At 64.4% G+C, this 25975-nt stretch carries 22 protein-coding genes; 7 read left to right on the top strand and 15 right to left on the bottom strand.

Translation table 11 applies throughout. The features are described 5' to 3' along the window. Positions 1 to 9 precede the first annotated feature (9 nt). Both PQB87_RS39745 and PQB87_RS39750 read right to left on the bottom strand, forming a co-directional pair. On the bottom strand, positions 10 to 1251 hold the full coding sequence (locus tag PQB87_RS39745; RefSeq protein ID WP_489244730.1) for a thiolase family protein: 1242 nt from the start codon (positions 1249 to 1251) through the stop codon (positions 10 to 12). Between the two features lie 51 nt (positions 1252 to 1302). Next, positions 1303 to 2088: an enoyl-CoA hydratase/isomerase family protein gene (locus PQB87_RS39750; RefSeq protein ID WP_153491228.1), complete on the bottom strand. Its 786-nt coding sequence runs from the start codon at positions 2086 to 2088 to the stop codon at positions 1303 to 1305. Positions 2089 to 2379: 291 nt separating this feature from the next. On the opposite strand from PQB87_RS39750, the gene PQB87_RS39755 reads away from it, so the two are divergent. Then, positions 2380 to 3417 carry an AraC family transcriptional regulator gene (locus PQB87_RS39755; RefSeq protein ID WP_153491230.1) on the top strand — a complete coding sequence of 346 codons (1038 nt, stop codon included), beginning with the start codon at positions 2380 to 2382 and terminating at the stop codon, positions 3415 to 3417. 261 nt (positions 3418 to 3678) lie between these two features. Further along, positions 3679 to 4617, top strand: coding sequence for a site-specific integrase (locus PQB87_RS39760; protein WP_489244732.1), 939 nt, complete (start codon positions 3679 to 3681; stop codon positions 4615 to 4617). A 36-nt stretch (positions 4618 to 4653) separates the two neighbouring features. On the opposite strand, the gene PQB87_RS39765 is transcribed toward PQB87_RS39760, so the two are convergent. From PQB87_RS39765 to PQB87_RS39785, 5 genes are all read right to left on the bottom strand, one after another. After that, positions 4654 to 5133 carry an RES family NAD+ phosphorylase gene (locus PQB87_RS39765; protein ID WP_027792217.1) on the bottom strand — a complete coding sequence of 160 codons (480 nt, stop codon included), beginning with the start codon at positions 5131 to 5133 and terminating at the stop codon, positions 4654 to 4656. Beyond that, positions 5130 to 5585: an Xre family toxin-antitoxin system antitoxin gene (locus tag PQB87_RS39770; protein WP_124629305.1), complete on the bottom strand. Its 456-nt coding sequence runs from the start codon at positions 5583 to 5585 to the stop codon at positions 5130 to 5132. The genes PQB87_RS39765 and PQB87_RS39770 overlap by 4 nt, the downstream gene beginning before the upstream one ends. Before the next feature lie 397 nt (positions 5586 to 5982). Continuing rightward, positions 5983 to 6159 (bottom strand): DUF1289 domain-containing protein, encoded by a 177-nt coding sequence (locus PQB87_RS39775; RefSeq protein ID WP_081075936.1) that lies wholly within the window; start codon positions 6157 to 6159, stop codon positions 5983 to 5985. A 449-nt stretch (positions 6160 to 6608) separates the two neighbouring features. Then, entirely contained in the window at positions 6609 to 6740 is a 132-nt protein-coding gene (locus PQB87_RS39780) for a catalase (protein ID WP_208866776.1), read from the bottom strand. A 92-nt stretch (positions 6741 to 6832) separates the two neighbouring features. Beyond that, complete coding sequence (locus PQB87_RS39785) at positions 6833 to 7474, bottom strand: HD domain-containing protein (protein ID WP_060063405.1); 642 nt, start codon at positions 7472 to 7474, stop codon at positions 6833 to 6835. A 214-nt stretch (positions 7475 to 7688) separates the two neighbouring features. Here PQB87_RS39785 and PQB87_RS39790 point away from each other — a divergent pair, with 214 nt between their 5' ends. The 3 genes from PQB87_RS39790 to PQB87_RS39800 all read left to right on the top strand — a co-directional run bounded on the left by PQB87_RS39790 (position 7689) and on the right by PQB87_RS39800 (position 10318). After that, positions 7689 to 8654: a GlxA family transcriptional regulator gene (locus tag PQB87_RS39790; RefSeq protein ID WP_048028157.1), complete on the top strand. Its 966-nt coding sequence runs from the start codon at positions 7689 to 7691 to the stop codon at positions 8652 to 8654. A 322-nt stretch (positions 8655 to 8976) separates the two neighbouring features. Continuing rightward, complete coding sequence (locus PQB87_RS39795) at positions 8977 to 9288, top strand: DUF4148 domain-containing protein (protein ID WP_489245160.1); 312 nt, start codon at positions 8977 to 8979, stop codon at positions 9286 to 9288. Positions 9289 to 9604: 316 nt separating this feature from the next. After that, a complete protein-coding gene (locus tag PQB87_RS39800; protein WP_059552675.1) occupies positions 9605 to 10318 on the top strand; it encodes a dienelactone hydrolase family protein in 714 nt (237 codons plus the stop codon). A 133-nt stretch (positions 10319 to 10451) separates the two neighbouring features. Here PQB87_RS39800 and PQB87_RS39805 read toward each other — a convergent pair whose 3' ends face one another. The 4 genes from PQB87_RS39805 to PQB87_RS39820 form a co-directional block, all read right to left on the bottom strand. Then, entirely contained in the window at positions 10452 to 11984 is a 1533-nt protein-coding gene (locus PQB87_RS39805) for an efflux transporter outer membrane subunit (RefSeq protein ID WP_489244736.1), read from the bottom strand. Between the two features lie 2 nt (positions 11985 to 11986). After that, positions 11987 to 15178 carry an efflux RND transporter permease subunit gene (locus PQB87_RS39810; protein WP_489244737.1) on the bottom strand — a complete coding sequence of 1064 codons (3192 nt, stop codon included), beginning with the start codon at positions 15176 to 15178 and terminating at the stop codon, positions 11987 to 11989. A gap of 15 nt (positions 15179 to 15193) precedes the next feature. Further along, on the bottom strand, positions 15194 to 16450 hold the full coding sequence (locus tag PQB87_RS39815; protein ID WP_111998968.1) for an efflux RND transporter periplasmic adaptor subunit: 1257 nt from the start codon (positions 16448 to 16450) through the stop codon (positions 15194 to 15196). Positions 16451 to 16681: 231 nt separating this feature from the next. Continuing rightward, on the bottom strand, positions 16682 to 17566 hold the full coding sequence (locus PQB87_RS39820; RefSeq protein WP_021163681.1) for a LysR family transcriptional regulator: 885 nt from the start codon (positions 17564 to 17566) through the stop codon (positions 16682 to 16684). A 595-nt stretch (positions 17567 to 18161) separates the two neighbouring features. Between PQB87_RS39820 and PQB87_RS39825 the strand changes: the two genes are divergently transcribed. Then, positions 18162 to 19130: an AraC family transcriptional regulator gene (locus PQB87_RS39825; RefSeq protein WP_111939609.1), complete on the top strand. Its 969-nt coding sequence runs from the start codon at positions 18162 to 18164 to the stop codon at positions 19128 to 19130. Positions 19131 to 19340: 210 nt separating this feature from the next. Here PQB87_RS39825 and PQB87_RS39830 read toward each other — a convergent pair whose 3' ends face one another. Continuing rightward, positions 19341 to 20282, bottom strand: coding sequence for a LysR family transcriptional regulator (locus PQB87_RS39830; protein ID WP_042978100.1), 942 nt, complete (start codon positions 20280 to 20282; stop codon positions 19341 to 19343). Positions 20283 to 20580: 298 nt separating this feature from the next. Beyond that, entirely contained in the window at positions 20581 to 21879 is a 1299-nt protein-coding gene (locus PQB87_RS39835; protein ID WP_060349502.1) for an adenylosuccinate synthase, read from the bottom strand. Positions 21880 to 22019: 140 nt separating this feature from the next. Between PQB87_RS39835 and gcvA the strand changes: the two genes are divergently transcribed. Further along, entirely contained in the window at positions 22020 to 22925 is a 906-nt protein-coding gene (gene gcvA, locus PQB87_RS39840; protein ID WP_059685505.1) for a transcriptional regulator GcvA, read from the top strand. 180 nt (positions 22926 to 23105) lie between these two features. On the opposite strand, the gene PQB87_RS39845 is transcribed toward gcvA, so the two are convergent. Together PQB87_RS39845 and PQB87_RS39850 are read right to left on the bottom strand one after the other, a co-directional pair. After that, a complete protein-coding gene (locus PQB87_RS39845) occupies positions 23106 to 23417 on the bottom strand; it encodes a hypothetical protein (RefSeq protein WP_021163674.1) in 312 nt (103 codons plus the stop codon). Between the two features lie 192 nt (positions 23418 to 23609). Beyond that, a complete protein-coding gene (locus tag PQB87_RS39850) occupies positions 23610 to 23858 on the bottom strand; it encodes a hypothetical protein (RefSeq protein WP_489244741.1) in 249 nt (82 codons plus the stop codon). Positions 23859 to 25975 lie beyond the last annotated feature (2117 nt).

Genomic DNA, 25975 nt, shown 5'->3' on the forward strand with positions numbered 1-25975 from the left:
TCCGCCTCCTTATTGTTTGCCCAGGATGTTGACGCCGACCACGGCCTCTTCGATGCCGTACAGGCCACCGCCGTTTTCCTGGATGGCGATGCGTGCGTCTCGAACTTGACGCTGTCCGGCTTCGCCGCGCAACTGCGTCACCAGTTCGTGAATCTGGCCGAGACCGGTCGCGCCGATCGGATGGCCCTTCGATTCGAGGCCGCCGGACGGATTGATCGGGATGCGTCCGCCGACCGTGAAGTCGCCGCGCTCGGCTGCGGGGCCGCCTTCGCCGAACGGCACCAGCATCAGCGATTCGGCGTTGAGGATCTCGCCGATCGCCGACGCGTCGTGCACTTCGGCAACGTCGACGTCCTGCGGCGTGACACCGGCCTGGTCGTAGGCTTTCTTCGCCGCCAGATGGGCGATGATCTTGTGCGGCTCGTCGACGCTGCGCGTCATGCCGGTCTGAATGACGCTGCCCAGCACGCGCACTGCGCGTCCGGCCTCGCCTCGCAGGCGCTTGAGGCCGGCCGCGGTGCACAGCACCGCGGCGGCGGCGCCGTCGCTGATCGGCGAGCACATGGTTGTCGTCAGCGGATAGGTGATCGGCGGCGACGCCAGCACCTGCTCGATCGTCATCGGCTGCTGGAATTGCGCCAGCGGGTTATGCACCGAGTGCTGATGGTTCTTGGCCGCGACCGCGGCGATCTGGCGCTGCGTGGTGCCATAACGCATCATATGGTTGCGGGCGATAGCCGCATAGACATCCATGAACACGCTGTAAGGGCGATCGGACGTCGTGCCGGGCGGGGGCTCGACGCCTTCGCCCAATGCCAGCAGCGTCTTCTTGTTTTCCTCGACGGTCGAGACGTCCCAGCCCCCATCGAACGCGGCGAACATCTTGGCCTTGTCGGCGATGTTCATTTTTTCCGCGCCGACGGCCAGCGCGACGTCGCAGGTTCCGGCCCGCAGCGCCTGCACTGCCAGATTGAATGCCGAAGAGCCGGAAGCGCAGGCGTTTTCGACGGTGAACACCGGGATGCCTGCGATGCCGAGTCGACGCATGGCGATCGGCCCGGGAATCGCGGTCTGCCCCTGAAACTGACCATTGGTCAGCGTCGAATAGAACGCCGAGCCGATGTCGGCGGCTTCTGCGCCGGCATCCTTCAACGCCAGCGTGACGGCTTCGCCGACCAAGTCGTAGACGCTGCGCTCCAGCAAGCGGCCGAACGGCGTCATGCCGACACCGGCAACATAGATATCGTTCATGTAATGCCCGAAAGAGGAATGAGAAATGCGGTATGAAGAAATCGGGATGCCTTAACGGCCCTGGAATCGCGGCGCGCGCTTTTCGGCGAATGCCTGCAAGCCTTCCTGCAGGTCGAAGCTGCGCAGATGCCGACGCAACATGACTTGCTCGTGCAACAACGCGTCGTCGCGGCTCTTGTCGGCGGAGGTGCGCGCGACTTCCTTCATGCGCCGCAACACGACCGGGCTCTTTCCGGCAATCTGGCCGGCCAGCTTCATCGCCGCATCGGACAATTCGGTATCCGGATGGACTTCGGATACGAAGCCGTAAGCCTTCATCTCGGCGGCCGAAAGCGTCTTGCCGGTCAACAGCAGATACATCGCGATGTTCTGAGGAATCAGGCGCGGCAAGACTGCCGCGCCGCCGGCGCCGGGATAAACGCCGAAGTTGGCATGGGCATCCCCGATGGCTGCGCTCTCGGCAGCGATGACGATGTCGGCGCACATGGCCATTTCCAGGCCACCGGCCATGGTGATACCGTTGAGTGCGGCGATCACCGGCTTCGGGAAATTGCGCAGGCGCGCAAGCGTGGCATCGGCGCGGTCGAGGAAATCGGCTTCGCCGACCTCCGCCTTCTGGCTGGCCAGCACCTCCTTCAAGTCCGCGCCGGCACAGAATGCGGGGCCTGCGCCGGTCACGACTAGAACGCGAATGTTATCGTCGGCGGCGATCTGGGCCAGCCGACGGTCGAGTTCGGTCAGCAGCGCGATATTCATCGCGTTCATCGCCTTGGGGCGATTCAGCGTCAAGCGTGCGACCGCGCCAGTCGCTTCATACAGCAATGCATCTTCAGTCATGACGTCTCCGGATTGTCTTGGAATGTTGTGGTGGCGCAGAGGTACATACCTGCCCGCGATAGGAAGTGATCTTAGGCAGGGGGAAATGAACGCGCGGCTCTTTGGAGCGAAAAGTGCATTCCGCAAAGCGATTCGCGGTAAACATTGACGTCACGCGCCAGCGAGCTGGTGATTGTGGAGGGGACGGTTGTCGCTCCGCACGATCGAACGGGGATCGCCGCGGGTGCGCGCTGAACGGTTCAGCGGCGGTGTAGAATCAGCCGCACCACCGTCCATCGACTTCGCCGCGCCTTGAAACCCGACCGCCAACCCTCCCGCGTCGCCACGCAGGAAGCGACGACCATAGGGGGGTACTGCACGGCAATCGCCAAAACCCTGCAAGCCAGCGGAATGGACAGCGAGCGCATTTTTCGCTCCGTCGGCGTGCAACCCCACATGGTGAACGGCCCGATGGTCCGGCTGCCTGTCTCCACCCTGACCCGGCTATACCGGGCCTGCGTGGAGGCCACCCACAATGCGTATTTCGGCCTGTCGGTCGCCCGGCACATCCATATCTCCAACCTGCATGCGCTCGGCTACGCGCTCGCCGCCAGCAGCACGCTGCTCGACTTCTGTCACCGGCTGGAACAGTACTTCCGGCTGGTGTCGCAAGCGGCCACCGTTCGCATCGTTGAAGACGTCGACACGATCGCCGTGTGCGCCACCGATTTCAAGGTCGAGGTCTGCGGCGAAACCGAAGACGCCTTCGTCGGGTTCCTAGTGCAGACGATGCGCCTGTTGTACAAGCCGGGGTTCAATCCGCTGTCCGTGGAATTCCATCGTGCGATGCCGCGCGAAGGCGACGAGCCGTACCGCGCGTTGATGCGGGCACCGGTCAGTTTTTCGAATCCGGCCACGACGCTGACTTTCGACCGGCACGAGCTGATGCAGCCGCTCGGCGGCGCCTGTCCGGAACTGGCACAAGTCAACGACGCCATCGCGAATCAATATCTTGCACGGCTGGACAAGAGCGACGTGGTGACAAGCGTCACGCAGAAGATCATCGAATTGCTGCCCTCCGGCGACTGCAGCAGGGAGAAGGTTGCCGAAGCGTTATGCGTGAGTCCGGCTACCTTGCAGGTGCGGTTGGCACAACGCGGCACCCATTTCCTGCAGATCATGGACGACACGCGCAGGGACCTCGCGCGCAATTACATCCGTCAGCGGACAAGCTCCGTCACCGAAATCGCGTTCTTGCTCGGATTCACCAGCACCAGCAATTTCGCCCGCGCATTCAAGCGATGGACCGGTGTATCCCCTACGCAATTCCGGGATGCTCCACCTGAGTAGGAAGTTTTGTCGCAGGAATACGAAGCAATCGAACCGGTCGCGATCGCCCTGGATCTGATCCGGAAACCTCGAGCGGATCAGCCGGACAACGCTCATGCATCGGTCCGGGCCAATCGGTATGGAGACGCTCCCTGACAGCCGGGGAACATGCGCTGGCGACATGATGAACCGCCGCCGGTCACTCACTGTCGCATACTGGTGCGAAGCATCCACGCATTACACATTACACACACGTCGTTCCAACAAACCTTTTCGTAAGCAGTGGACACGAATCGCTGGACCCACGACCCCGTCGGCGCCTTCCGGGCATGGCAGGAAACCGCCGCGACCGGCGCCGACCGCCGGCCGTTCGCGCCGCGTTCGGTCGTGCAGCACGTCGCGATGTTCGAACGGTTCCTGCGTCATCTGATCGCGCACCGCGTGTCGCTGGCCACGTTCGGGCCCGACCACGTCGCGGCCTTCCTGGCGGAACTCGAGCGCACCTGTGCGCCCGGCACGTCGACTCGCGTGCGCTACGCGAAGCTGATCGACCGGCTGGGCCGGCATCTGGTCGAGGCCGGCGTGCGCACGATTCATCCGGCCGGCCGGACGACGCGTGATCTCGCATGGCCGGACGGCGAGCCCGAGCCGTGCTACCTGCCGCCCGATGCCGACGCGGCGCTTCAGCACCACGTGCAGCCTCGACCGGACGACACGCAGGCCGATTGCCGGAATCGCGCGATCGTCGCGCTGCTGCTCGGGAGCGGCATCACTTCGGCGGAGATACGTGCGACGACGCACGACGCGCTGGATCTCGACGCGCGGCCGCCGGCACTATCCGTGCCGCGCGATCGGGCGCGGCCAGCGCGCCGGATCGCGTTCGCCGAATTTGCACTGGCGCCGCTCGCCGCATGGCGTGCGCGCTCGGGCGACGCGCCGGCATCCGCGTTGCTGTTTCCCGCACCGCGCGGCGGTGGCGCGATGAACGACATGTTCCTGCTGCTCGTGGTGCGCGACGCGCTGAGCGCGATCGGCTTCCACGCGGCGGACATGAGCCCGCGCGTGCTGCGCAATACGGTTGCGCGCCGCCAGTTGCTTGCGGGTCATGCACATGCCGACGTCAGTACGATGCTCGGTCTCGTCAGTACGCGAACGGTCACGCGCCTCCAGCAGACGCTGCCGCCCGATGCGGCAGCGGATCGCGCCGCACACGAGCGCTGAACCTGCGTTCGGCGCAGGCTCCGTGTGTCCGGTTCCCTATTCACCCGGCTTCGACTGGACCAGCCGCAGAATCCGGGTGTCGTATGGTGATTGCATCACTTCGGCAATACGGGCCTCGGAAGCAGCCGGATGCAGTGGATTCAGCAGGAAGTTGTGCGCGTGCGGCACGACGACGCTCGGCACGCGCAGCAGCGCGCTCGGCTGTGTGTGCAGCCACTCGGTACCGGCGCTGCGGGTCCAGTCGACGTTGGATCGCCAGTCGTCCGGCGCGTCGCCCTCCGCGATTTCGGCGATATCGACCGAATCGGCTACCTCGATGCGAAGCAACTGGTACCCGCTCGGCAATTGCGCGACCGTGGCGATCTCGAAATGAACGAGCGTCTCGAGCAGCGCGAGCGCCGGATGCTCGGCGAGATACACGACGGGCTGCCCGGCGAAGTGCCAGCGCCCGCCGGCGCGCAACCCGCCGATGCCTTTCAGGTCGGCGAAATTGCTGATCCGCCAAAGCGTCGTCAAGCGAAATACCCCTCGTCGATCTGCGTGAGGGCTTCCTCGACGAGCCGCGCACCATGCTCGGTGCTCGCCATGTCGAGCGACGTGCGGCCGCCGAAGCGCTGGAGCCCGTTGCGCAGCCACGCCATCGCCTTGTCCTGGTCGCCGAACGTGGCCGTTGCCTGCGCGACGATGCGCGCGAGACGGATCGCCTTGTCGGATTCCTCGGGCGACAGGCGTTCGTGCGCCTGGCGGCGATGGCTCAGCGTGCGGCGCGGAATGATGAAGGCCAGTTCGTCCGGTTTCAGCCCGCGCTCGGACAGCCGGTCGATCACCGAGACGTCGACGCGCGCGCTCGCCAGCTCGGCAAGATCGGCCCCCGATCGGACTCGGATCGCCAGCAGTTGTTCGAGAATCGTGAATTCGGCCTGACGCGGATGCGCGACGCCCGAAGGATGAAAAGCAATGGTGCTCATGATTTCTCCAGGCAATTTGCCCAATCATTATAGGCGTTTTGCCGGGAACTGGCGGAAGGTAGATGGAGAGTGTGGCTGTGGTGGAGGTCAGGGCGTCTGCAAAGGCGGGGGTGAACATGACCCACCTGCCTGGAGGCACGTTACTGGGGGGGCGAATCGAAGATTCGCCAGGGTGACGGAAGGCACTTGTTCAGTATATAAAGTCTGGGAAATATCACGTGGTTGTCACGTAACAACATCTTTACTGATTTCATCCGCTCCCGCTCCGCCGCCCATTCTTCCTGACAAGGCCGAGAGGTTCGCCAAGGACACGGAGATTTCGTCAAGCGCGGTCCCCGGTACTCGGTACTCGGAACGCCGCTCCCGGCAATTCACCGTTCGTCACGACGGAAACACATCACCGCGCCTCGCGCCGGATGCGTTCCCATACCGCACGTTTCTCGTCGCCGGTCATGAACACCCAGTGTGAGACCTCGTCGGCCATTCGGCCTCCCCCCTTGCAGGCATCGTCGAACAGTGTCGAGCACACATCGACACCGGGGCTGTCGGATAGGTAGTGAGGTGTGGGCGCCATCGAAACACTCGTATGGGTCGAAAATCCGGCAGCGCAACGAATCGCGCCCCCCATACACGGCTACCTTTCCGCTGGTGATGCAACGATGCCGTGTCGCCGTACCGCCCGGCTTGCTTCGACGACACCGCAAGCCACACCCATGTCGCCGTGATGTCCACGCCATATGTCGATCCGGCCTTCGCACAGTTGCCGACTTGTCGTGGAGGATGTTCTGCGACTCCCCGAAGATCCGACGCGTGGTGCTGACCAACAGAGTCGGCCGCACCAAGTTCACCGGTGAACGTCGGAAAACGCGCCACCGCCACCGCCACCGCCTGCCGCCTGCCGCCTGCCGATTGCCGATTGCCGATTGCCGTGAAGGTTTTCGCCCTTGTGTATCGGCGAATACCATGCGCCACGACCCATGCCGTACGCACCGACATCATTCGCACGCGTGCGCCGCTCCGGAATCACTTCGCGATCAGCCAGACGTCCTGCAACAGCGCGGGGCCGCGCGGGCCGACCGTCTGGATGTTGACGTCATCTTCGACCGGCGCGCCGTTCGCTCCGATCAGCTTTCGATCGTTCGACCGGTCCAACATGATCGCACTCCTGAACAATGTGCGAATCGCGAATCGCGAGGCGCGCACGATCTCCGTTCAGCAGCCGAGGTCGTGCGCCATACCGAGAACAATCAGCCCGCCCACGCGGACGACCGGATCACGCTGCAGAAGTTGCCGGCGTGGAAATGCGGATCCTTGTCGCCAAGCACGTCGGCCTTCACGTTGCCGAACGTCGTGTCGGGCTTGTGCCTGATCCCGTCGTAGAACGCCTGGATGATGTCTTCCTTGAAATGCGGCGTACGCGGATGCGCACGGACGACGGCCTCGCGTTCGACGTCGCTGTATTCCGGATACGTCAGGCCCAGCACATCCATCTCGACACCTGCGGTCACGAGCGCGATCACCGGATGCATGTGCTGCGGGATGCCCGGCGTGGTATGCAGTGCGATCGAAGTCCATACGACATCGATATCCTGCTGCGAGATGCCCTTGCCCTTCAGGAAATCGCGGGCGGCGTTGGCGCCGTCCACCTCGAACCGCTCGCACGCGCTGCTGTGTTTGTGCGTGAGCCCCATGTCATGGAACATGCAGCCGCAGTAGAGCAACTCGGGATCGTATTTCAGACCGCGCCGCTGGCCCGCGAGCGCAGCGAAATAGAAGACGCGGCTGGAATGATGGAACAGCAACGGCGACGCGGTATCGCGCACGAGTTCGGTGATCTCGCGCGTCAGCTGGCTATCGGGAATGGTGATGCCTGCAACGTTCTCAGTCATGATCGACCTCCATTGAAAACACCCTTGATTCTCCGGAGCCCGATAGCCGTCTTCAATAGACGTATTGCGTCAAATCCTGCCATTTTGCGCGACAGACGGCCACGGTGCCCGCACGGCAGGAAGAACGCCGGAAACAGGCTCCGCCGCGCGCTCCGTGCATCGCTGGCCCCTCTATACTGCTACCCGTCACGTTCGAAACAACACGCAATCGATCATGCCGAAGGTCGTGGGAATCTTCGCCGTTCCGGGCGTTCAACTGCTCGATGTCTCCGCACCGCTCGACGTCTTCGCGCAAGCGAACGCCGAATGCGGGAAACCGTTCTATACGTTGCGGATCATTGCGGGCGAGTCCGGCCCGATCCGCAGTTCGTCCGGCGCGCAGCTGCTGCCCGACTGGATCGTTCCCGACATTCCCGAGCGCATCGACACGCTGCTGGTCGCCGGCGCGCCGAGTGCCGGCCGGATCGCACTGCGCACCGACGTGCTCGCATGGCTGCGAGCGGCGGCCGTGCAGAGCAAGCGCTACGGCTCGATCTGCACCGGCGCGTTCATTCTCGCGGCCACCGGCCTGCTGAAGGGGCGTCACCTGACCACGCACTGGGCTGCCGCGGACGCGCTTGCCGAAGCCTATCCGTCGCTCGCCGTCGACGCGGATGCACTGTACGTGCGCGACGGCAAGCTGCGCACCGGCGCCGGCGTGACGGCCGGGCTCGATCTCGCGCTCGCGCTGGTCGAGGAAGATCTCGGCCGCGAGATCGCGCGGCGGGTCGCCGCGCAACTGGTCATGTTCTTCAAGCGACCGGGCGGGCAACTCCAGTTCAGCCGCAAGGGCGAGGCGCGCCCCGCCGGGCGTTCGGTGCTGCAGGAGGTCCAGCGCTGGATCGCGGCCAATCCGGAACTCGAGCACTCGGTGGCGGAGATGGCGAAGCATGCGGGCATGAGCCCGCGCCACTTCGCGCGGCTGTTCCGCGCGGAAGTCGGCATGACGCCTGCCGCATGGGTCGAGGCGACCCGGATTTCGGCAGCCCGCCACCTGCTCGAGAACGGCCACGACACGCCGAAACAGGTCGCCGCGAAATGCGGCTTCGCGAACGTCGATACGCTCAGGCGGTCTTTCACCCGGCACGTCGGCATCACACCTGCCGAATACCGGAAACGGCAGGCAGTCCTGGCCGAGTGACGCGGCAGTACGCACGCGATACGACACGATCGACGATGTCGTCAGCCCCACTCGAACACTTCGGAATACGATTTATTCATCGTTGTCCGGCCACGTGCTGATCAACGACATCGCTCCATTGACGGCCTCGCCCGTGGTCCAGATCAAGCGCCGGACAGGCCCGCAATCGTCAGACGAAATACTCACTCGCTCAGATCGTTTACCCAGTTGCAATAATTATTCGCTGGAACGCGTATTTCCGACCGGTAACGCGATCGCTACGATGCAATCAACCGCTGAACGCAACAAGCGAAGCGCGAAATCAATGAAACCGGAGGTCATCATGAAGTCGTTCATCTACGCTGTCATCGCCGCAACCGCCCTGTCCGCCTCGTACGGCGCATTCGCACAGTCGAATCCGTCGGGCCAACTGACGCGTGCCCAGGTGCGCGCGGAACTCGTCCAGCTCGAACAGGCCGGCTACAAGCCCGAAGTCTCCGATCAGTATTACCCGCGCGCGCTGCAGACCGCACAGGCCCGTGTGACGAACGCCGATGAAACCGGCTACGGCGCGCAAGCCGCCGCTGGTGTGCGTGCCGGCCGCGCGATCGCGGTCAAGCAGGACGGCCGCGACTCCGTGTATTTCGGCCAGTAAGCGCCCGTCACGCGCCGGCGTATTCCGATACGCGCGCGGCACACCGCACAACACCCCGCTCCCGTTCCAACGGGGCGGGGTGTTGCTTTTTCGGTCATCCGTTCCGGGCACGGATCGCCCCCCATCGCACGCGATCTTGCGAACGCCGTGCCGTTCACGCAGGCAGCCGGTGTTTGCGCATAGAATGGCCGCGTGGTCGGCGCCGGCCGAAACGAACGCGAGCGGAAACCACGACGCCCGGCTTGCCCGATCGTCGCCGCACCGCAGGCCGGCCCCGATGCCGCACTCATCGCATTTTTCGAAAAGGAGCGGTTTCATGTCTCAAACATCCGGTTCCATGATCACGTTTCAACGCCCGGACGGCCAGGAACTGCAGGGCTATCTCGCCACGCCGGCAAAGACCGAAGGCGCACCCGCGGTCGTCGTCATCCAGGAATGGTGGGGGCTGAACGACCAGATCCGCGGCGTCGCGGATCGCCTCGCGCGCTGCGGCTACTTCGCGCTCGTGCCCGACCTGTATCGCGGCAAGTCGACGGTCGAGGAAGAAGAAGCGCACCACCTGATGACCGGGCTCGATTTCGGCGACGCGGCCTCGCAGGACATTCCGGGCGCCGTGACCTATCTGAAGACGCTTGCGTCGCGTGTCGCGGTAACGGGTTACTGCATGGGCGGCGCACTCACGCTGCTGTCGCTGCAGTTCGCCGATGCGGACGCGGGCGTCACGTGGTACGGCTTCCCGCCGCTCGACTACCTCGATCCGGCGAAGCTCAAGGTGCCGCTGATGGGCCACTGGGCCACGCAGGATGCGTTCTTCGCGATCGACCAGGTCGATGCGCTCGAGAAGAAGCTGACCGACGCGAAGGTCGGTTTCGAATTCCATCGCTATCTCGCGCATCATGCGTTCGCGAACGAAACGGCCGTCGGCCCCGGCCGTATCGCCGGCACGCAGTTCGATCCGGTGTGGTCGCAAATGGCATGGGATCGCACGCTGACGTTCTTCGGCCGCACGCTTTGGACAAAGCAGGCGTAGCGCAACATCGCTTCGGATGTGAGCAGCCGAGCAATAAGAAAACGCCACGGATTTTCATCCGTGGCGTTTTCGCTTTTGCATCTCGCCGGTTCGGCAGGCAGAAGCGGTTGCCCGCTCCTGCCCCGCCTTTCACTTACCCGTTCGTCGCCGCTGCCGACGCAGGCGCCGGAGCGGCCGCCTTGTCGTAGTCGACCGGCGCATCCGGCGCGCGCGGCGTCTCGCCGGCCCGCTGGATCCAGCCGCCGCCCAATGCACGGTACAGCGTGACGAGGTTCGTCCAGCGCGCCAGACGTGCGTTGATCAGCGTCTGCTGTGCCGAGTACAGATCCGTCTGCGCGGTCAGCACCGACAGGTAGCTGTCGACACCATTCTTGTAACGCAGGTCCGACAGGTCGAAACGTCGCTGCTGCGCGTGCTCGTTGCGCTCGAGCGCCGCGATCTGCTGGTCGTACGTGCCGCGTGCGGCAAGACCGTCCGCCACTTCGCGGAATGCCGACTGGATCGCCTTCTCGTAGTTCGCGATCTCGATGCGTTTCTGCACGTTCGCGAGGTTCAGGTTCGCGATGTTCTGCCCGCCTTCGAAGATCGGCATCGTGATCTGCGGCGCGAACGACCACGCCGCCGTGCCGGCCTTGAACAGGCCGCCCAGCGTCGGGCTGCCGGTACCGAACGCGCCCGTCAGCGAGATGCGCGGGAAGAACGCCGCGCGTGCTGCGCCGATGTTCGCATTCGCGGCCAGCAGCGTCTGCTCGGCCTGCATCACGTCCGGACGACGCGTCAGCAGATCCGACGGCAACCCGGCCGGCACGTCCGTCAGCAGGTTCTGCGCGTCGAGCGGCATGCCTGCCGGCAGGTCGTCCGGCAGCGGCTCGCCGATCAGTTGCACCAGCATGTTCAGTGCCTGAGCGCGCGCACGCGCCTGCTGCTGCTGGTTCGACAGCGCCTGCTCGACCACCGTCTGCGCCTGACGCAGCTCGAGCTCGGAGCCCGTGCCGTTGTCGAACCGCAGCTTGGTCAGGTCGTATTGCGCCTGAGCGGACTTCAGCGTGTCCTCCGTGACCTTCAGCAGGTCATCGGTCGACAACAGCGTCAGGTATTGATCGGCCACCTGCGACACCAGCGAGATCTCGAATGCCTGCCGTGCATACGACGTCGACAGGTATTGCGCGAGTGCCTGGTCCTTCAGGCTCTGCACGCGGCCGAACAGGTCGAGCTCCCACGACGCGGACAGCCCGACGTTGTAATTGCGCGAGATCAGCGGCGCATTGGTCGTCGACAAGCCCTGCGGAATGCGCTGGACACTGCCCGTCCCCGTTCCGTCGAGCGTCGGGAACAGCTCCGCGCGCGTGATCTGGTACTGCGCGCGCGCCGCCTCGATGTTCAGCACCGACACGCGCAGGTCGCGGTTGTTTTTCAGCGCGATCTCGATCAGCCGCTGCAGGCGCGGATCGACGAAGAACTCGCGCCAGCCGATGGCGGTCGCCGCCTGGCCGTTCGCGCTGCGCGCGCCGGCCGCACCCGGCTGCGTCGCGTAGACGCCGCCGGCCGGGTACGCCTGCGCGACGGGCGCGTCGGGCCGCTTGTAATGCGGCGCCATCGTGCAGCCCGCAGCGAACAGCACGGCAGCCATCGCGACCGCACTTGCAGTCAAAGCATGTTTTTGCATCGTTACTGCCCCTTCGAATCGTGTGCGTCGCCGTGACCGCGCTGCAGGTCGCCCTGCACGAGACGCCAGGCATCGTCGACGTTTTCCGTCTCGCCGCTGAAGATCGCGCGAACCCGCACGAAGAACATCGGGATCATGAAAATCGCGAGGAACGTCGCCGTGATCATCCCGCCGATCACGCCCGTGCCGATTGCATGCTGGCTCGCCGAACCCGCGCCGTTGCTGATCGCAAGGGGCAGCACGCCGAGCATGAATGCGAGCGACGTCATCAGGATCGGACGCAGCCGCAGGCGTGCCGCCTCGATCGCCGCGCGCACCGGCCCCATGTTCTCGTTCGCCTGCAACTCGCGTGCGAACTCCACGATCAGGATCGCGTTCTTCGCGGACAGGCCCACGGTCGTCAGCAGGCCGACCTGGAAGAACACGTCGTTCTCGAGGCCGCGCAGCATCGTCGCGAGCAGCGCGCCGACCACGCCGAGCGGCACCACCATGATCACCGAGAACGGGATCGACCAGCTTTCATACAGTGCCGCGAGACACAGGAACACGACGAGGATCGAGATCGCGTACAGGATCGGCGCCTGCGAGCCGGACTGGATTTCCTGGAACGACAGGCCCGTCCACGAGTAGCCGATACCTTCCGGCAGCTTGCTCGCGAGCGCTTCCATCGCGGCCATCGCCTGGCCGGTCGACTTGCCCTCCGCAGCCTGCCCCTGGATCTCGATCGACGATACGCCGTTGTAGCGTTCGAGCTTCGGCGAACCGTAGCTCCAGTGGCCGGTCGAGAACGCGCTGAACGGCACCATGCCACCGGTGCTGTTGCGCACGTACCAGATGTTCATGTCTTCCGGGGTCATCCGGAACGGCGCGTCCGCCTGCACGTACACCTTCTTGATCCGGCCATCCGTATCCAGGAAGTTGTTCACGTACTGCGACGCCCACGCGATCGAGAACGTCTGGTCGATCGCCGCAGCCGTCACGCCGAGCGCGTTCGCCTTCTCGCGGTCGATGTCGACCGTGTACTGCGGCGTATCGTTCAGGCCGTTCGGGCGCACGAGCGCCAGCGTGGGATCCTTCGCGGCCATTCCGAGCAACTGGCCGCGCGCGGCCATCAGTGCCTCGTGGCCGAGCCCGGCGTTGTCCGTCAGCTCGAAGTCGAAGCCGGCAGCCGTACCGAGTTCGGGAATCGACGGCGGGTTGAACGGGATCACCATCGCGTCCTTGTACTGCGAGTAGTGCGCGAAGGTCCGGCCGATCAGCGCCTGCACCTTCTGGTCGGATCGCTGGCGATGCTCGTATGGCTTCAGCTTCACGAACACGAGGCCCGCGTTCTGGCCGCGGCCCGCGAAGCTGAAGCCGTTGACCGTGAACACCGAGTCGACCACATCCTTCTCGGTCGTGGTCAGGTACGTGTTGATGTTGTCGAGCGTCTTGCCGGTCGTTTCCTGCGTGGAACCGGACGGCGTCTGCACGATCATGAACATGTAGCCCTGGTCTTCATCCGGCAGAAACGACTTCGGCAGGCGCACGAACATCACGCCGACCGCGATGAACACGGCCAGGTAGATCACGAGCCAGCGCCCCGAGCGCCGGATCACGTGGTTCACGCCGCCCGTATAACGATCTCGGCTGCGGTCGAAGGTACGGTTGAACCAGCCGAAGAAGCCCTTCTTCTCTTCGTGATGCCCTTGCGGGATCGGCTTGAGGATCGTCGCGCACAGTGCCGGCGTCAGGATCAACGCGACGAGCACCGACAGCACCATCGCCGACACGATCGTCAGCGAGAACTGGCGATAAATTGCGCCGACCGAACCGCCCGAGAACGCCACCGGCACGAACACCGCCGACAGCACCAGCGCCACGCCGACGAGTGCGCCGGTGATCTGGCCCATCGCCTTGCGGGTCGCCTCCTTCGGTGACAGGCCCTCTTCGGCCATCACGCGCTCGACGTTCTCCACCACCACGATCGCATCGTCGACCAGCAGGCCGATCGCGAGCACGAGGCCGAACATCGACAGCGTATTGATCGAGAAGCCGGCGAGGCCCATGATCGCGAACGTGCCGAGCAGCACGACCGGCACCGCGATCGTCGGGATGATCGTCGCCCGCAGGTTCTGCAGGAACAGGTACATCACGAGGAACACGAGCACGATGCCTTCGAGCAGCGTCTTGACCACTTCCTCGATCGACAGGCGCACGAACGGCGTCGTGTCGTACGGATAGTGGACGACGAGGCCGTGCGGGAAGTACTTCGACAGCTCCTGGACCTTGGCCCGCAGCGCGGTCGCGGTCGCGAGCGCGTTCGCGCCCGTTGCGAGCTGGATGCCGAGACCGGCCGTCGGCTGCCCCATGTACTTCGTGTCGAACGTGTAGTTCTCCGAACCGAGCGCCGCGCGGCCGACGTCCTTCAGGCGGACCTGCGAGCCGTCCTGGTTGACCTTCAGCAGGATGTTGCCGAACTGCTCGGGCGTGCGCAGCAGCGTCGATTCGGTGATCGTCGCCTGCAGCAGGGTGCCCGGCTTCGCCGGCGTGCCGCCGATCTGGCCGCCCGCGATCTGCACGTTCTGCTGCGAGATCGCCGCCGACACGTCGGTCGGCGTGAGGCTGTAGTTGGTCAGCTTGACGGGATCGAGCCAGATGCGCATCGAGAACTGCGAACCGAGCAGCAGCGTCTGGCCGACGCCGTTCACGCGGCTGAGCGGATCGAGCACGTGCGACGCCACGTAGTTCGTCAGGTCCTCCTTCGACATGCTGCCGTCCTCGGAGTTGAACGCGAACCACATCAGCCAGTTGCTGCTCGACTTCGTGACCTGCATGCCGAGTTGCTGCACGACCTGCGGCAGGTTCGGCGTCGCGAGCGACAGCTTGTTCTGCACCTGCACCTGCGCGACGTCAGGATTCGTGCCCGGCGAGAAGGTCAGCGTGATCGTCGCGTTGCCCGAATCGTCGCTCGTCGACGACATGTACAGGAAGTTGTCGAGACCGCTCATCTGCTGCTCGATCACCTGCGTCACCGTGTCTTCCACCGTCTTCGCGGAAGCGCCCGGGTAATTCGCCTGGATCTGGATCGTCGGCGGTGCGATCGTCGGATACTGCGCGATCGGCATCTTGAAGATCGACGCGATGCCGGCCAGCATCAGCACGATCGCGATCACCCACGCGAAGATCGGGCGATCGATAAAAAACTTGGCCATGAAACGGACTCCTTGTTATTGCGCGGACGACGCAGCGGTCGAACTCGCGGCAGCATTGGCGGCGGTGCTCGCCGGCGCGGCGCCGGACGCATTCGCGGCGCTTGCCGGTGTGCCGGACGCGGCGTCCGGCGCGGGTGCGAGCTGTGCGGGAACCGTCTTCACGGTCGCACCCGGGCGCACCTTGTCGACGCCCTGCACGATCACGTGATCACCCGCTTGCAGACCACCTTCGACCACCCAGTTCGGGCCCTGCATGCCCGTCGTCTTCAGCGGACGCGGCTCGACCTTGTTGCTGGCGTTCACCACCATCGCGATCGCCTGCCCCTTCTGGTCGTGCGTGACGCCGATCTGCGGCACCAGGAACGCGTTCTCGTTCACGCCTTCCTCGATCCGTGCACGCACGAACATGCCCGGCAGCAGCACCTTGCCCGGGTTCGGGAAGACCGCGCGGATCGTCACCGAGCCGGTGGTCTGGTCGACCGTCACGTCCGAGAACTGCAGCTTGCCCGGCTCCGAATAGGTCTTGCCGTCTTCCAGGATCAGCGACACCTTCGCCGCGCCCGGGCCGGACGTCTTCAGGCGGCCGCTCTGCACGTCCTGGCGCAGCTTCAGCCCTTCGAGGCTCGACTGCGTGAGGTCCACATACACCGGGTCGAGCTGCTGCACCGTCGACATCAGCGTCGCCTGGCTCGCCTGCACGTACGCGCCCGGCGTCACCTGCGAGATGCCGACGCGGCCGGTGATCGGCGACACGACATCCGTATAGCCGAGGTTGATCTGCGCGGTATCGACCGCCGCCTTGCCGGCCGCGACGTCCGCCGCGGCCTGGCCTTGCGTGGCCACCGCGTTGTCGTAGTCCTGCTTGCTGACCGCGTTCGCGGCCACCAGCACCTTGTAGCGTGCGACCAGCGCGTTCTGCGTGACGAGGTTCGCCTGCGCCTTCGCGAGCGTTGCCTTTGCACTGTTCAGCGCGGCGATGTAAGGCGCCGGGTCGATCTTGTAGAGGCGCTGACCGGCCTTGACGTCGGTGCCTTCGGTGAATTCACGACGCAGCACGATGCCGTCGACCCGCGCGCGGACCTGCGCGACGAGGAACGCGCTGGTGCGACCCGGCAGGTCGGTGAAGACCGGTACGGCTTGCGGCTGGACGGTGACGACGCCGACTTCCGGCGTTTGCGGCGGCGGTGCCGATTCTTTTTTCCCGCACGCGGCCAGGAAAACGGCAGCCGTTGCGGCAGTGATTAAGCGGTATGGAACCCGTTCGACGCGCATGGAGCGACCTCTCGCAAATAGACGACCTTCAATTGGAACCACCAGATCTCCTCGTAACCTGCACGCGCGGCCGGAATGCTGTCGCTTCCTGTTTGCCGCGGATGCGGTTGCGTATGTCGGGCGTTCGTTGCGCCCTGCGGAGCGTTCGTTCGTCGAACTGCTTCCGTGGAAAAAGCGTCATGAGCCCGCGTCACTGGCGGGCGGGCGTTGCCGCGGCGACCAACCGGGCCGCTAGCTCGCGGGCCGGAACGCGGTGCCGGCAAATTCGATGAATGCCCGTGCAGCGGCCGGCAGACGCGCGGTACGCGCATGCGCGAGCTTCAGCGTGACGGGCGCGAGCGAGTGAACCGGTGCAACGCGCACCAGCGCGCCGTCCGCCAGATCGGCGTCGACGAGATACGCGGGCAGCACCGCGGCGCCCATGCCGGCCACGGCCAGCCGCCGTGCCATCTCGAGATGGCCGACGCCCTGACTGCCGCCGGGCGTCGCGTCGGGCCGGAACGCAGCCGCATCGTCGCCGCCGGCGGCCGGCAGATCGAGCCGCACGGCCGCAAGATCCGGCCAGTCGCCCGACGCAGCGGCGCCGCCGTGTGCGGCGACATAACCCGGTGCTGCGACGCGCACGGATTCGTAAGAGGCCAGCGTGTGCAACGCGTGCGCACCTGTCACCGGCATGCCGTCGGTCAGGAACGCGACGTCGATGTCTTCGGATGTCAGATCGACATGGGCGTCGGTCAGCGTCACGGTCGGCCGCACGTCCGGGAACCGGCTCACGAAACGATCGAGCAACGCGCTCAACTGGCTGAGCCCGAACGCGACCGGCGCGGCAATGCGCAGCGCGCCTTCCGGCTTGCTGCCCATCGCGACGAAACGACCGTCGATCTCGTCGATCGCCCCGAGAATCCGTTCGACGCGCGTGAGATACAACTCGCCGATTTCCGTCAGCGACTGGTGGCAGGTGCTGCGTTGAAGCAGGCGTGCACCAAGGCGCGTCTCGAGCGCATCGACCAGCCGGCTCGCCATCGCCGTCGACACGCGCAGCCGCGTCGCCGCCCGGCGAAAACCGCCTTCCCTTGCCACCGTCACGAATGCCCGAATCGATTGAAGTTGGTCCATTTGTCCGGATTCCCCTGCGCGGTCGGCCGCCTGGACGCGCACATCCGCTGCCGCGTCCCGACCGACATGTGACGGCCCGGCCAATGCGGTGGCACCGACGCCGGCCACGCCGGATCGGTCGGTGCGCTCGCGCCGGACGCGCACCGGCATGCAACGGACGCAAGCCGGCCTCGGCTGGCCCGATGCACGAATATTCGAATAGCAGTCCTGAGTCTCTTGCAGCGATTCACAGCGGCAACGCCGGCGGCATGCGCCGGCCTGGCGACGCTCATACCCGCATCGCCCGAGCGCACTGGAACACGTTTCTTTCAGCAGGTGCAATGGTATGAAAACCGCCGGAAATTGGCTTGCCTGATCCTGCGATTGTTTTGCCTTAATTTCCGAATTTGTGCGCTGCACACTGCACAACCCCGGGCGATGCAGCCGCCGGCCGTGCAGATCCGGATGATCGGGCTGGTTTCCGACAGATTTAGGCAATCACGTGCGCGCGACTCGCCGTACGATGTGACCGCCGTGCCAGCCACCTGCCGGGACACCGACAGGGAATCGCAGTCGCGCACCTCGCACCGCCCCCTCGGTCATCCGCTCACGCAATATGGAAATCGACGCCCGAACGACGCCGCTACAGCGCACCACACCCGATCACGACCCTCAGTCGCCCACGGCCCGGCTCGCTGCGCTGATCGCCGCCTATGCACCGCACGACGGCACGTTCGAACTCCCGGTGCGTGGCTTGCGCATCGCACGCGTGTCCGCGTCACCGCCACACTGGAACCATGGCGTGCACCACGCGTGCCTGAGCATCGTCGGACAAGGCGCGAAATCGACACGGGTCGGCGACGCCGCCTACGTAATCGACGAATCGCGGATGCTGGTTACGACTGCCGACCTGCCCGTCACCGGCCGCGTGACGCGCGCGAGCCCGGCCGAGCCGTTCCTTTACGCACAACTGGAACTCGACCCGGCCCGCATCGCGACGCTCACACCACGCGTGTTTCCGCGCGGGCTGCCGAAGGCCGTCGACTGCGGCGCACTCGACACGCACGATGCGCCGCCCGAAATCGTCGACGCCGTCGTGCGGCTGATGCAACTGATCGCACACCCCGACGACATCGACCTGCTCGCGCCGCTGATCGTCGACGAAATCCTCATCCGGCTGCTGCGCGGCCCGTCGGGTGCGCGCGTCGCGCAGGTCGGCCAGGACGACTCGACGACCCAGCGCATCTCGCGTGCGGTCGCCTGGATCCGCGACCACTACCTCGATCCGATGACGGTCGAATCGCTCGCGCGACAGGTGGACATGAGCCCGTCGACGTTCCATCACCACTTCCGCGCGGTCACGTCGATGAGCCCGTTGCAATGCCAGAAAATGCTGCGGCTGCAGGAGGCACGCCGCCTGATGTGCTTGTCGGCAATGGATGCGCAGCAGGCGTGCCGCAGTGTCGGCTATGTGAGCGCGTCGCAGTTCAGCCGCGAATACGCACGCCTCTTCGGCGATGCGCCAGGCCGCGATGTCGTGAAGCTGCGCGACCAGGCGGTGCCGCTATCCCGCGTCGCGCCGTAGGCCACGCACGTCACGTGCGCGGCACCCATGCACCGAACCTACGATGTTCGATATCGAAAGCAAGTACTTTCATAAAGGCCTGCCAGTTACTCGCGCATCCTTGGTCGAGCCGGTCGTGCAGATGAATTCGATACCCGGTTTAAATACAGGACTGCATATTATTGGTTCGATTGACACGCAGCGTCATCCTCACGCGCCGACGGCGCGACTTCAGGACGTGCAGGAAGCGTTCAGCGCAGCCTCGTCGGTGGACAGCATTTCGGGTACGCATTCACGCAGAAAATCGACGAACGTGCGGATTTTCGCATCGAGATACTGGCGCGATGCGTACAGCGTGTAGACGGTCAGCTTCTGCAAACGGTAGTCGGGCAGCACGCGCACCAGCGCGCCGCTCGCCAGCGCGGGCAGTGCCGACGACATCGGCAGCGAACCGATGCCGAGGCCGGCGCGCAATGCGGCGCCGAGCGCATCGGCGATGTTCACCTGGAAATCCGGCAACGGCAGGTCGAACGTCTCGGGGCCATCGGGGCCGTCGAGATGCCAGCGATCGCGCGGAAATACGGGCGTGACGATCTGCAGGCACGCGTGGCCGTCGAGCTCGCGCACCGTCCGCGGCGTACCGCGCTCCTTCAGGTATGCGGGCGACGCGCACAGCACGCTGTGCACCTCGCCGAGCCGCTGCGACACGAGCCCCGAATCGGGAAGCTCCGTCGCACTCAACTGCAGCGACACGTCGTAGCCTTCGTCGATGATGTCGGGCACGTGCTGCGACAGCGTGAGCTCGACCGCGACCGACGGATAACGCTGCCGGTAACGCACGACCGCGGGCACCACGTAGGCCTGGCCGAAGCTCGTCGTCGCATGAACGTGCAGCCGTCCGGACGGCTTCGCCTGTGCATCGGCCGCCTCGGCTTCCGCTTCTTCGATATAGCCGAGGATGCGCTGGCAGCGGTCGAGATAACGCTGCCCGGCATCGGTCAGCGCGATGCGGCGCGTGCTGCGGTTGAGCAGGCGCGTGCGCAGATGCGTCTCGAGCTGCGCGACCGACCGCGATGCATAGGCCGTCGTGATGTCCAGACGCTGGGCCGCGCTCGTGAAGCTGCCCTCTTCCGCAACCCGGACGAAAATGCGCATCATCTGTAACGTGTCCATCGACCTGTCCCCGGGATTGAGATCACGTCGCGCCACCGTGCGGCCATGGTGCCGGCGGTTCCGGCGCGGGCCGGTCTGGCGCGAATTGTGCGGAACAGTACAGCAGCGGTGCAGACGTGTCCAGTTCGCCGTACGCGGCATGATCCGGATGCCGAATCGTGTCGCCGGGCCGCCCTGCACGCGTCGTCCGGTTCGTGTGCATGACGTCCCGACGCGCCGGCAAGCTAACCGCACCGAATCGGCAAAAACTACCCGGCGACCACGGTGTCGCCGCACGATTCACGTCATGTATGGCGGATCAGGCCGTGGCGGGCGCATCGAACGGATTGCGCAACACGATCGTGTCGTCGCGCTCCGCGCCGGTCGTGATCATCGATACCGGTGCGCCCGCGACCGCTTCGACGCGCGCGATGAAATCCTGCGCGGCGCGCGGCAGCGCCGCGCGTTCGCGTACCCCTTTCACGGTGCCGCGCCAGCCGTCGAACCGCTCGTACACGGGTTTCGCACGCGACTGCGCATCGAGGCTTGCCGGCAGATGATCGACCCGCACGCCATCGAGTTCGTAGCCGACGCACAGCTCGATCGACTCGAAACCGTCGAGCACGTCGAGCTTGGTGAGCGCCAGCGAATCGATGCCCGAAATCCTGACCGCCTGACGCAGCTGCGCGGCATCGAGCCATCCGCAGCGGCGCGGCCGGCCGGTATTCACGCCGAACTCCTGCCCGCGCGCGCGCAGCGTTTCGCCGGTCGCGTCGGACAGTTCGGTGAGGAACGGGCCGCCGCCGACCCGTGTCGCGTACGCCTTGGTGACGCCCAGCACGTGGCCGAGCTTCGACGCGCCGAGCCCCGTGCCGGCCGCCGCCGCCGATGCAACGGTGCCGGACGACGTCACGAACGGATACGTGCCCCAGTCGATGTCCAGCATCACGGCTTGAGACCCCTCGAACAGGATGCGCTCGCCACGGTCGGTCGCGTCGTTGAGATCGGCCCAGACGGGGCGGACGAACGGCAGGATTCGCGGCGCGAGGTCGGCGAGCGTTGCCAGCATCGCATCGCGCGAATGTTCGTCGAGCCCCAGGCCGCGGAACCACGCGTTGTGATGGTCGACGAGCACATCCAGTTTGGCGGCAAGCCGGCCCGGTTCCGCGAGATCGCCGACGCGCAGCCCGCGACGCCCGACCTTGTCCTCGTAGGCCGGCCCGATCCCGCGCAGCGTGGTGCCGATGGGCTCGCGGCGCAGACGCTCCTGAGCCTGGTCGATCGCACGGTGGATCGGCAGCACCAGCGTCGCATTCTCGGCGATCGACAGGTTGTCCGGCGTCACCGACAGCCCGAGTTCGGCCATCCGCGCGATTTCCGCGAGCAAGGCTTCCGGATCGAGCGCCACGCCGTTACCGATCACGCCGCGCTTGCCGCGCACGATGCCGCTCGGCAGGAGCGCGAGCTTGTATGTCTTGCCGCCGACGACCAGCGTATGACCTGCGTTGTGGCCGCCGTTGTAGCGCGCGACGAGATCGGCCTGTGCCGCCAGCCAGTCCACGACGCGTCCCTTACCTTCGTCGCCCCATTGGGCGCCCACGACCACCACGTTCGGCATGCTCCGCACTCCATGTGAGAAATTCAGACAATCGTTCGGCCGAGCCGGCCGTTTGTGTGCCATATTGGCGGAGCTTGAGCACCCGATCAAACGATTAAACCTGAACCATCGCGTGAGTAAATATCACGCGAAATGATGCAATGGCCCGACGCCTCCCTCCGTTGAATTCGCTGCGCGCGTTCGAAGCCGCCGCGCGCCACGGCAGCTTCACGCTGGCCGCCGACGAACTGTGCGTGACCCACGGCGCGATCAGCCGGCACGTTCAGCAACTGGAGGCGTGGCTCGGACGGCCGCTGTTCGAACGCCATAACCGGCGGGTCGAGCTGACCGACGCGGGCCGCGCGTATCTCGCCGAGGTCGGTGCGTCGTTCGACCGGATCGCGCTCGCCACCGCGCAGCATTTCGGCCACGCGCAGCAGCGCGTGCTGCGCGTCAGTGCACCCGCGACGTTTTCGTTGCGCTGGCTGGTGCCGAAGCTGTCGTCGTTTCAGGTCGCCCATCCAGCCATCGAGGTACGACTGTCGACGTCGAACGAGCCGATCGACAAGCTGCGCGACAAGGTCGACCTGATTGTGCGCGGCGGCCCGCAGGCCATCGACGGCTACGTTGCCGAGGAATTCCTGTCGGAAGTCCGGCTGCCCGTGTGTGCACCGAAGCTGCTGGAAGCGCGACCATTGCATACACCCGCCGATCTCGCCGGCTTCACGCTGCTGCACGCGGCCACTTATCCGGGCATGTGGCCTGAATGGCTCGCGGCAGCCGGACATCCGAATCTCGTGCCGCGCCACTCGCTCACGCTCGAGCATTTCTACCTGACGCTCCAGGGCGCGCTCGACGGGCTCGGCGTCGCGATGGGGCCGATCGCGCTCGTCGCGGACGACATCGCCGAAGGTCGGCTCGTGCAGCCGTTCCGCGAACCGGCGCTGCCGCCGTGGCGTTACTTCACGTACGTCGCCTCCGCACGCGCGAACGACGACGCCGTACGGGCGTTCAAGGACTGGCTGAGGGTGACGGGAAATGCGGCTGTGCCGGGCGGGCGGAACTGACCGCGTCGGTGTGCGGGTGGCACGCGCCACAAAATGCAGGAATGCGAATCAAATAACGCAAGCGACTGGATTGCGTATTGTCTTCGTCGATACCGGGATTGCTGCGTTCGATGTGCGCCGTGGAACGGGGCCGCATGCGGCAAGCCACGGATCGATCCGTGGCTTGCCGCCGGACGACGCTTACTGGCTTGCGCCGATGCCGGCTTTTTTCTCCGCGTTCTGCAGGTTCTGCGGATAGTTCGGATCATTGGCCGCCGGCTTGTAACCGGCATCTTCGAGTTTCTTCAGCTCGGCGTTGTTCTTCGCACGCGCAGCCTTGTGCTCTGCCTTGCGCTGGGCCCTGGCCGCCTTGCGTGCCTGGCTCTTCGCTGCCTTGGCGTCCTGTGCAGCGGACGCGCTGGCGTCGGTCTGCGCAAACGCGGGAACTGCCGAGCCGAACAGGAACGCGGCTGCGGTAGCAGCCAACGTGAGTTTTCTGATCTGGATTCGCATCGCTGAACTCTCTTTTCTGGTTTATCACGGATTGGAAGACCATCGAGATACCGCCCCTGCCCCGGTCGGTTGTCATGCCGCATCCGGGACCTGTGCATCATAACCGCGTCGTGAAAAATATGGCGTCAACGTGCAACGGAGTTCGGGGATACACGTATGGGAGAAAACGTGGACGGCACTCGACCGGGATGGTCACTGACAGGACGGAAAGTGTGGATCGCGCCATTGCGGGAGCCGGAAACCGGTGATGTACCCGAGCCCTGAAGACGCGGACGAGTGATGTATGAAGGTGCGATGCGAAATACCCATGACTGTTTCATAGGTGGGGATGCCGGCGCGCTCACCTTGGACGTGATCGTCATTCGGCCGATCACGATCACCGCAGTCGCGGCAGTCGCAGCAGTCGAACTGTGTGTCACGTTGCCGGTCGACGTGGTTCAAGCGACGGCTCCTCCCATAAACGACCACGATTCGGTGTTACGGAGACCAAGGCAAGCACGATTGCATCGCACACAGCGTGTGCAGTTCGATCCGGCAACCAATCGCCGAACTGTGATCCCAAGGGCTGCCTTAGTGGGCAAATACGGTCGCCGTGTGGTCCGTATGACGAAAAGCGTGGACCTTGCCTACGGTGAAGACATCGGCCGGGACCGCTTCACGATTGCGCTGACGGCATCGCGCGGATGTCACCACGGTCGTCGGGCGAACGTGGTCCGCGGAAATGATGTCGCGGCAGGGTGAGATCCGGCCGATTCAGCACAGGAACGTATCGGACGGCGTGCCCGAAACACAGGATTTTCATTCCGCGACCTTGGCCTCAGCGCATCGTGACGAGCATTGCCGCCCGCACAGCATGCCGATACCTGCGGCCGTGTCAGGCCGGCGAGCTTTTACGAGATTCGAAAGTGTCGAAAGGTGAGAATGTTCGGGATCATCGCGCGAATTCGACTGTGGTGAGCGTCGTGATCCTTCCATCTTCACGTTGGCCCGCGACGCATGCTGGATCGACCCAGGACCCGGCGGCGCGTGCAAATGATGCTGCCCCCTACTTGATCTCTGGAAAGCCGTTCCAGGGCCTCTCGTTGTGGACGGGAGGCACAGCATTGATTTTCGGTTGATGGAGCCAAAGGTAGAAAGTTGGATGCCCCGGGCGCGGCGAAGCGAGTCGCGCCGATTTTCTCTGTGCACAGCCGACAGGCTGGGTTTGACCGGAGACGCGAGCCGACGATCGGAGAACTTTCTTCGCAGACAAGGAGGCCTGAGTGTAAAAATTCCTCCGCCAGCCGTAGCGGATGATTTCAAACTGCTGTGAACGAAACCGAAGAGATCTATGTTTCCGGCCGCCGATCGACTTTGCCCGTCGATAACGTGCATTCGCAAGACTACGGGGACGGTTTTTCGATCCCATAAACGGGAACCTGTACCTGGAAACGGGCAGTTTCCTCCCGTTTTTCTCCCATAAGTTTCTACGTTTCAGTCGATGTGAGTATGTACTCACCTCTACTGGAAGCCTTGTTGGGCCTGGAACCTGTGCGAAATGAGGAGCCCGGCCACTGTTTCCCAGGCCTGAATCGAAGCCTTGAGGTGCCTGTAACACCATAGACGGCTACTCAATGGTAGCGGTTTATGGGGTTCGTCTTTCTGTGGACGCGCACGTGTGTTTACATCTTTTGTTAACGACGTTTACTTCTTTAACTACTTTTAGACGGCTCACAGCCTTATCCCACAAGGGTTTGACAGGTGTTCGGTACCCATTTATGGGAGCACAGGTGTAAGGGTCTGGGGTTTCAGGTCTGTGGATTTGGGGTTTGGGGTACCGGGTTGTGGGGAGTCAGGGTTGTGGATATGGGGCAAGCGTACCCGGTTATGGGAAATCGGCCACAGAACACGTTGGGTAGTCGTCTATGGGAACGTATGCAGGTAGCCTTTTATGGGGCATTTTTTTGATCCGTAGATGCCTGAATGCACAGTGATTTTTCTTGGGTAGCCGGTTATGGGGCGCTTCAAAGGTACCCGGTTATGGGTAGCATCCGGGGCCGCCTGACTGCCTTTTTCCAAATTTTCCAGTGGTTGGTTCCCATGGACAGGATCGACGGCACGGACAGGTAACCTGTTATGGGGAAACCGAAGGGTTGCCGTTTATGGGAGCTGTCTGCGGCATCCATGCAATCAAGACCGGTTGAAAGGTACCCTCCTGTGGGAATCGATGAAGGTAGCAAGTTATGGGAGGAAAACGAGACTGTGCTGCACGGCACCATGAATGTGCCCAACGATCTCGATTCTGCACATCTGTTTCCCATGGATGGTTACCTTGGCGAGGGCAAATCCCGTGCCGGGTTTCCGTGACCGGGCATGAAAGGTAGCAGCTTGTGGGAAGCATTTTGATCGAAAGGTAGATGGATATGGGGCCCCGAAAAGATCGTCTGATCGAATATTTTCCTTTTGTATCTGAAGGTTAGCCGAGATAGTGCAAGTAAAGCAGGAACAAGGGCGTTGCCCGTCGCCGCGAAAAGGTATAAAGTCCGCTCTCAACAAGGTGACCTTATCCGGACATTACG

It is taken from the genome of Burkholderia sp. KL41, assembly GCF_057005415.2.

Excerpts from the sequence above, each read along its gene's own strand:
- PQB87_RS39745 (WP_489244730.1), bottom strand. The coding sequence starts at position 1,251 with ATGAACGATATCTATGTTGCCGGTGTCGGCATGACGCCGTTCGGCCGC.
- PQB87_RS39750 (WP_153491228.1), bottom strand. The coding sequence starts at position 2,088 with ATGACTGAAGATGCATTGCTGTATGAAGCGACTGGCGCGGTCGCACGC.
- PQB87_RS39770 (WP_124629305.1), bottom strand. The coding sequence starts at position 5,585 with ATGAGCACCATTGCTTTTCATCCTTCGGGCGTCGCGCATCCGCGTCAG.
- PQB87_RS39775 (WP_081075936.1), bottom strand. The coding sequence starts at position 6,159 with ATGGCGCCCACACCTCACTACCTATCCGACAGCCCCGGTGTCGATGTG.
- PQB87_RS39780 (WP_208866776.1), bottom strand. The coding sequence starts at position 6,740 with ATGTTGGACCGGTCGAACGATCGAAAGCTGATCGGAGCGAACGGCGCG.
- PQB87_RS39785 (WP_060063405.1), bottom strand. The coding sequence starts at position 7,474 with ATGACTGAGAACGTTGCAGGCATCACCATTCCCGATAGCCAGCTGACG.
- PQB87_RS39790 (WP_048028157.1), top strand. The coding sequence starts at position 7,689 with ATGCCGAAGGTCGTGGGAATCTTCGCCGTTCCGGGCGTTCAACTGCTC.
- PQB87_RS39795 (WP_489245160.1), top strand. The coding sequence starts at position 8,977 with ATGAAGTCGTTCATCTACGCTGTCATCGCCGCAACCGCCCTGTCCGCC.
- PQB87_RS39800 (WP_059552675.1), top strand. The coding sequence starts at position 9,605 with ATGTCTCAAACATCCGGTTCCATGATCACGTTTCAACGCCCGGACGGC.
- PQB87_RS39805 (WP_489244736.1), bottom strand. The coding sequence starts at position 11,984 with ATGCAAAAACATGCTTTGACTGCAAGTGCGGTCGCGATGGCTGCCGTG.
- PQB87_RS39810 (WP_489244737.1), bottom strand. The coding sequence starts at position 15,178 with ATGGCCAAGTTTTTTATCGATCGCCCGATCTTCGCGTGGGTGATCGCG.
- PQB87_RS39815 (WP_111998968.1), bottom strand. The coding sequence starts at position 16,450 with ATGCGCGTCGAACGGGTTCCATACCGCTTAATCACTGCCGCAACGGCT.
- PQB87_RS39820 (WP_021163681.1), bottom strand. The coding sequence starts at position 17,566 with ATGGACCAACTTCAATCGATTCGGGCATTCGTGACGGTGGCAAGGGAA.
- PQB87_RS39825 (WP_111939609.1), top strand. The coding sequence starts at position 18,162 with ATGGAAATCGACGCCCGAACGACGCCGCTACAGCGCACCACACCCGAT.
- PQB87_RS39830 (WP_042978100.1), bottom strand. The coding sequence starts at position 20,282 with ATGGACACGTTACAGATGATGCGCATTTTCGTCCGGGTTGCGGAAGAG.
- PQB87_RS39835 (WP_060349502.1), bottom strand. The coding sequence starts at position 21,879 with ATGCCGAACGTGGTGGTCGTGGGCGCCCAATGGGGCGACGAAGGTAAG.
- gcvA (WP_059685505.1), top strand. The coding sequence starts at position 22,020 with ATGGCCCGACGCCTCCCTCCGTTGAATTCGCTGCGCGCGTTCGAAGCC.
- PQB87_RS39845 (WP_021163674.1), bottom strand. The coding sequence starts at position 23,417 with ATGCGAATCCAGATCAGAAAACTCACGTTGGCTGCTACCGCAGCCGCG.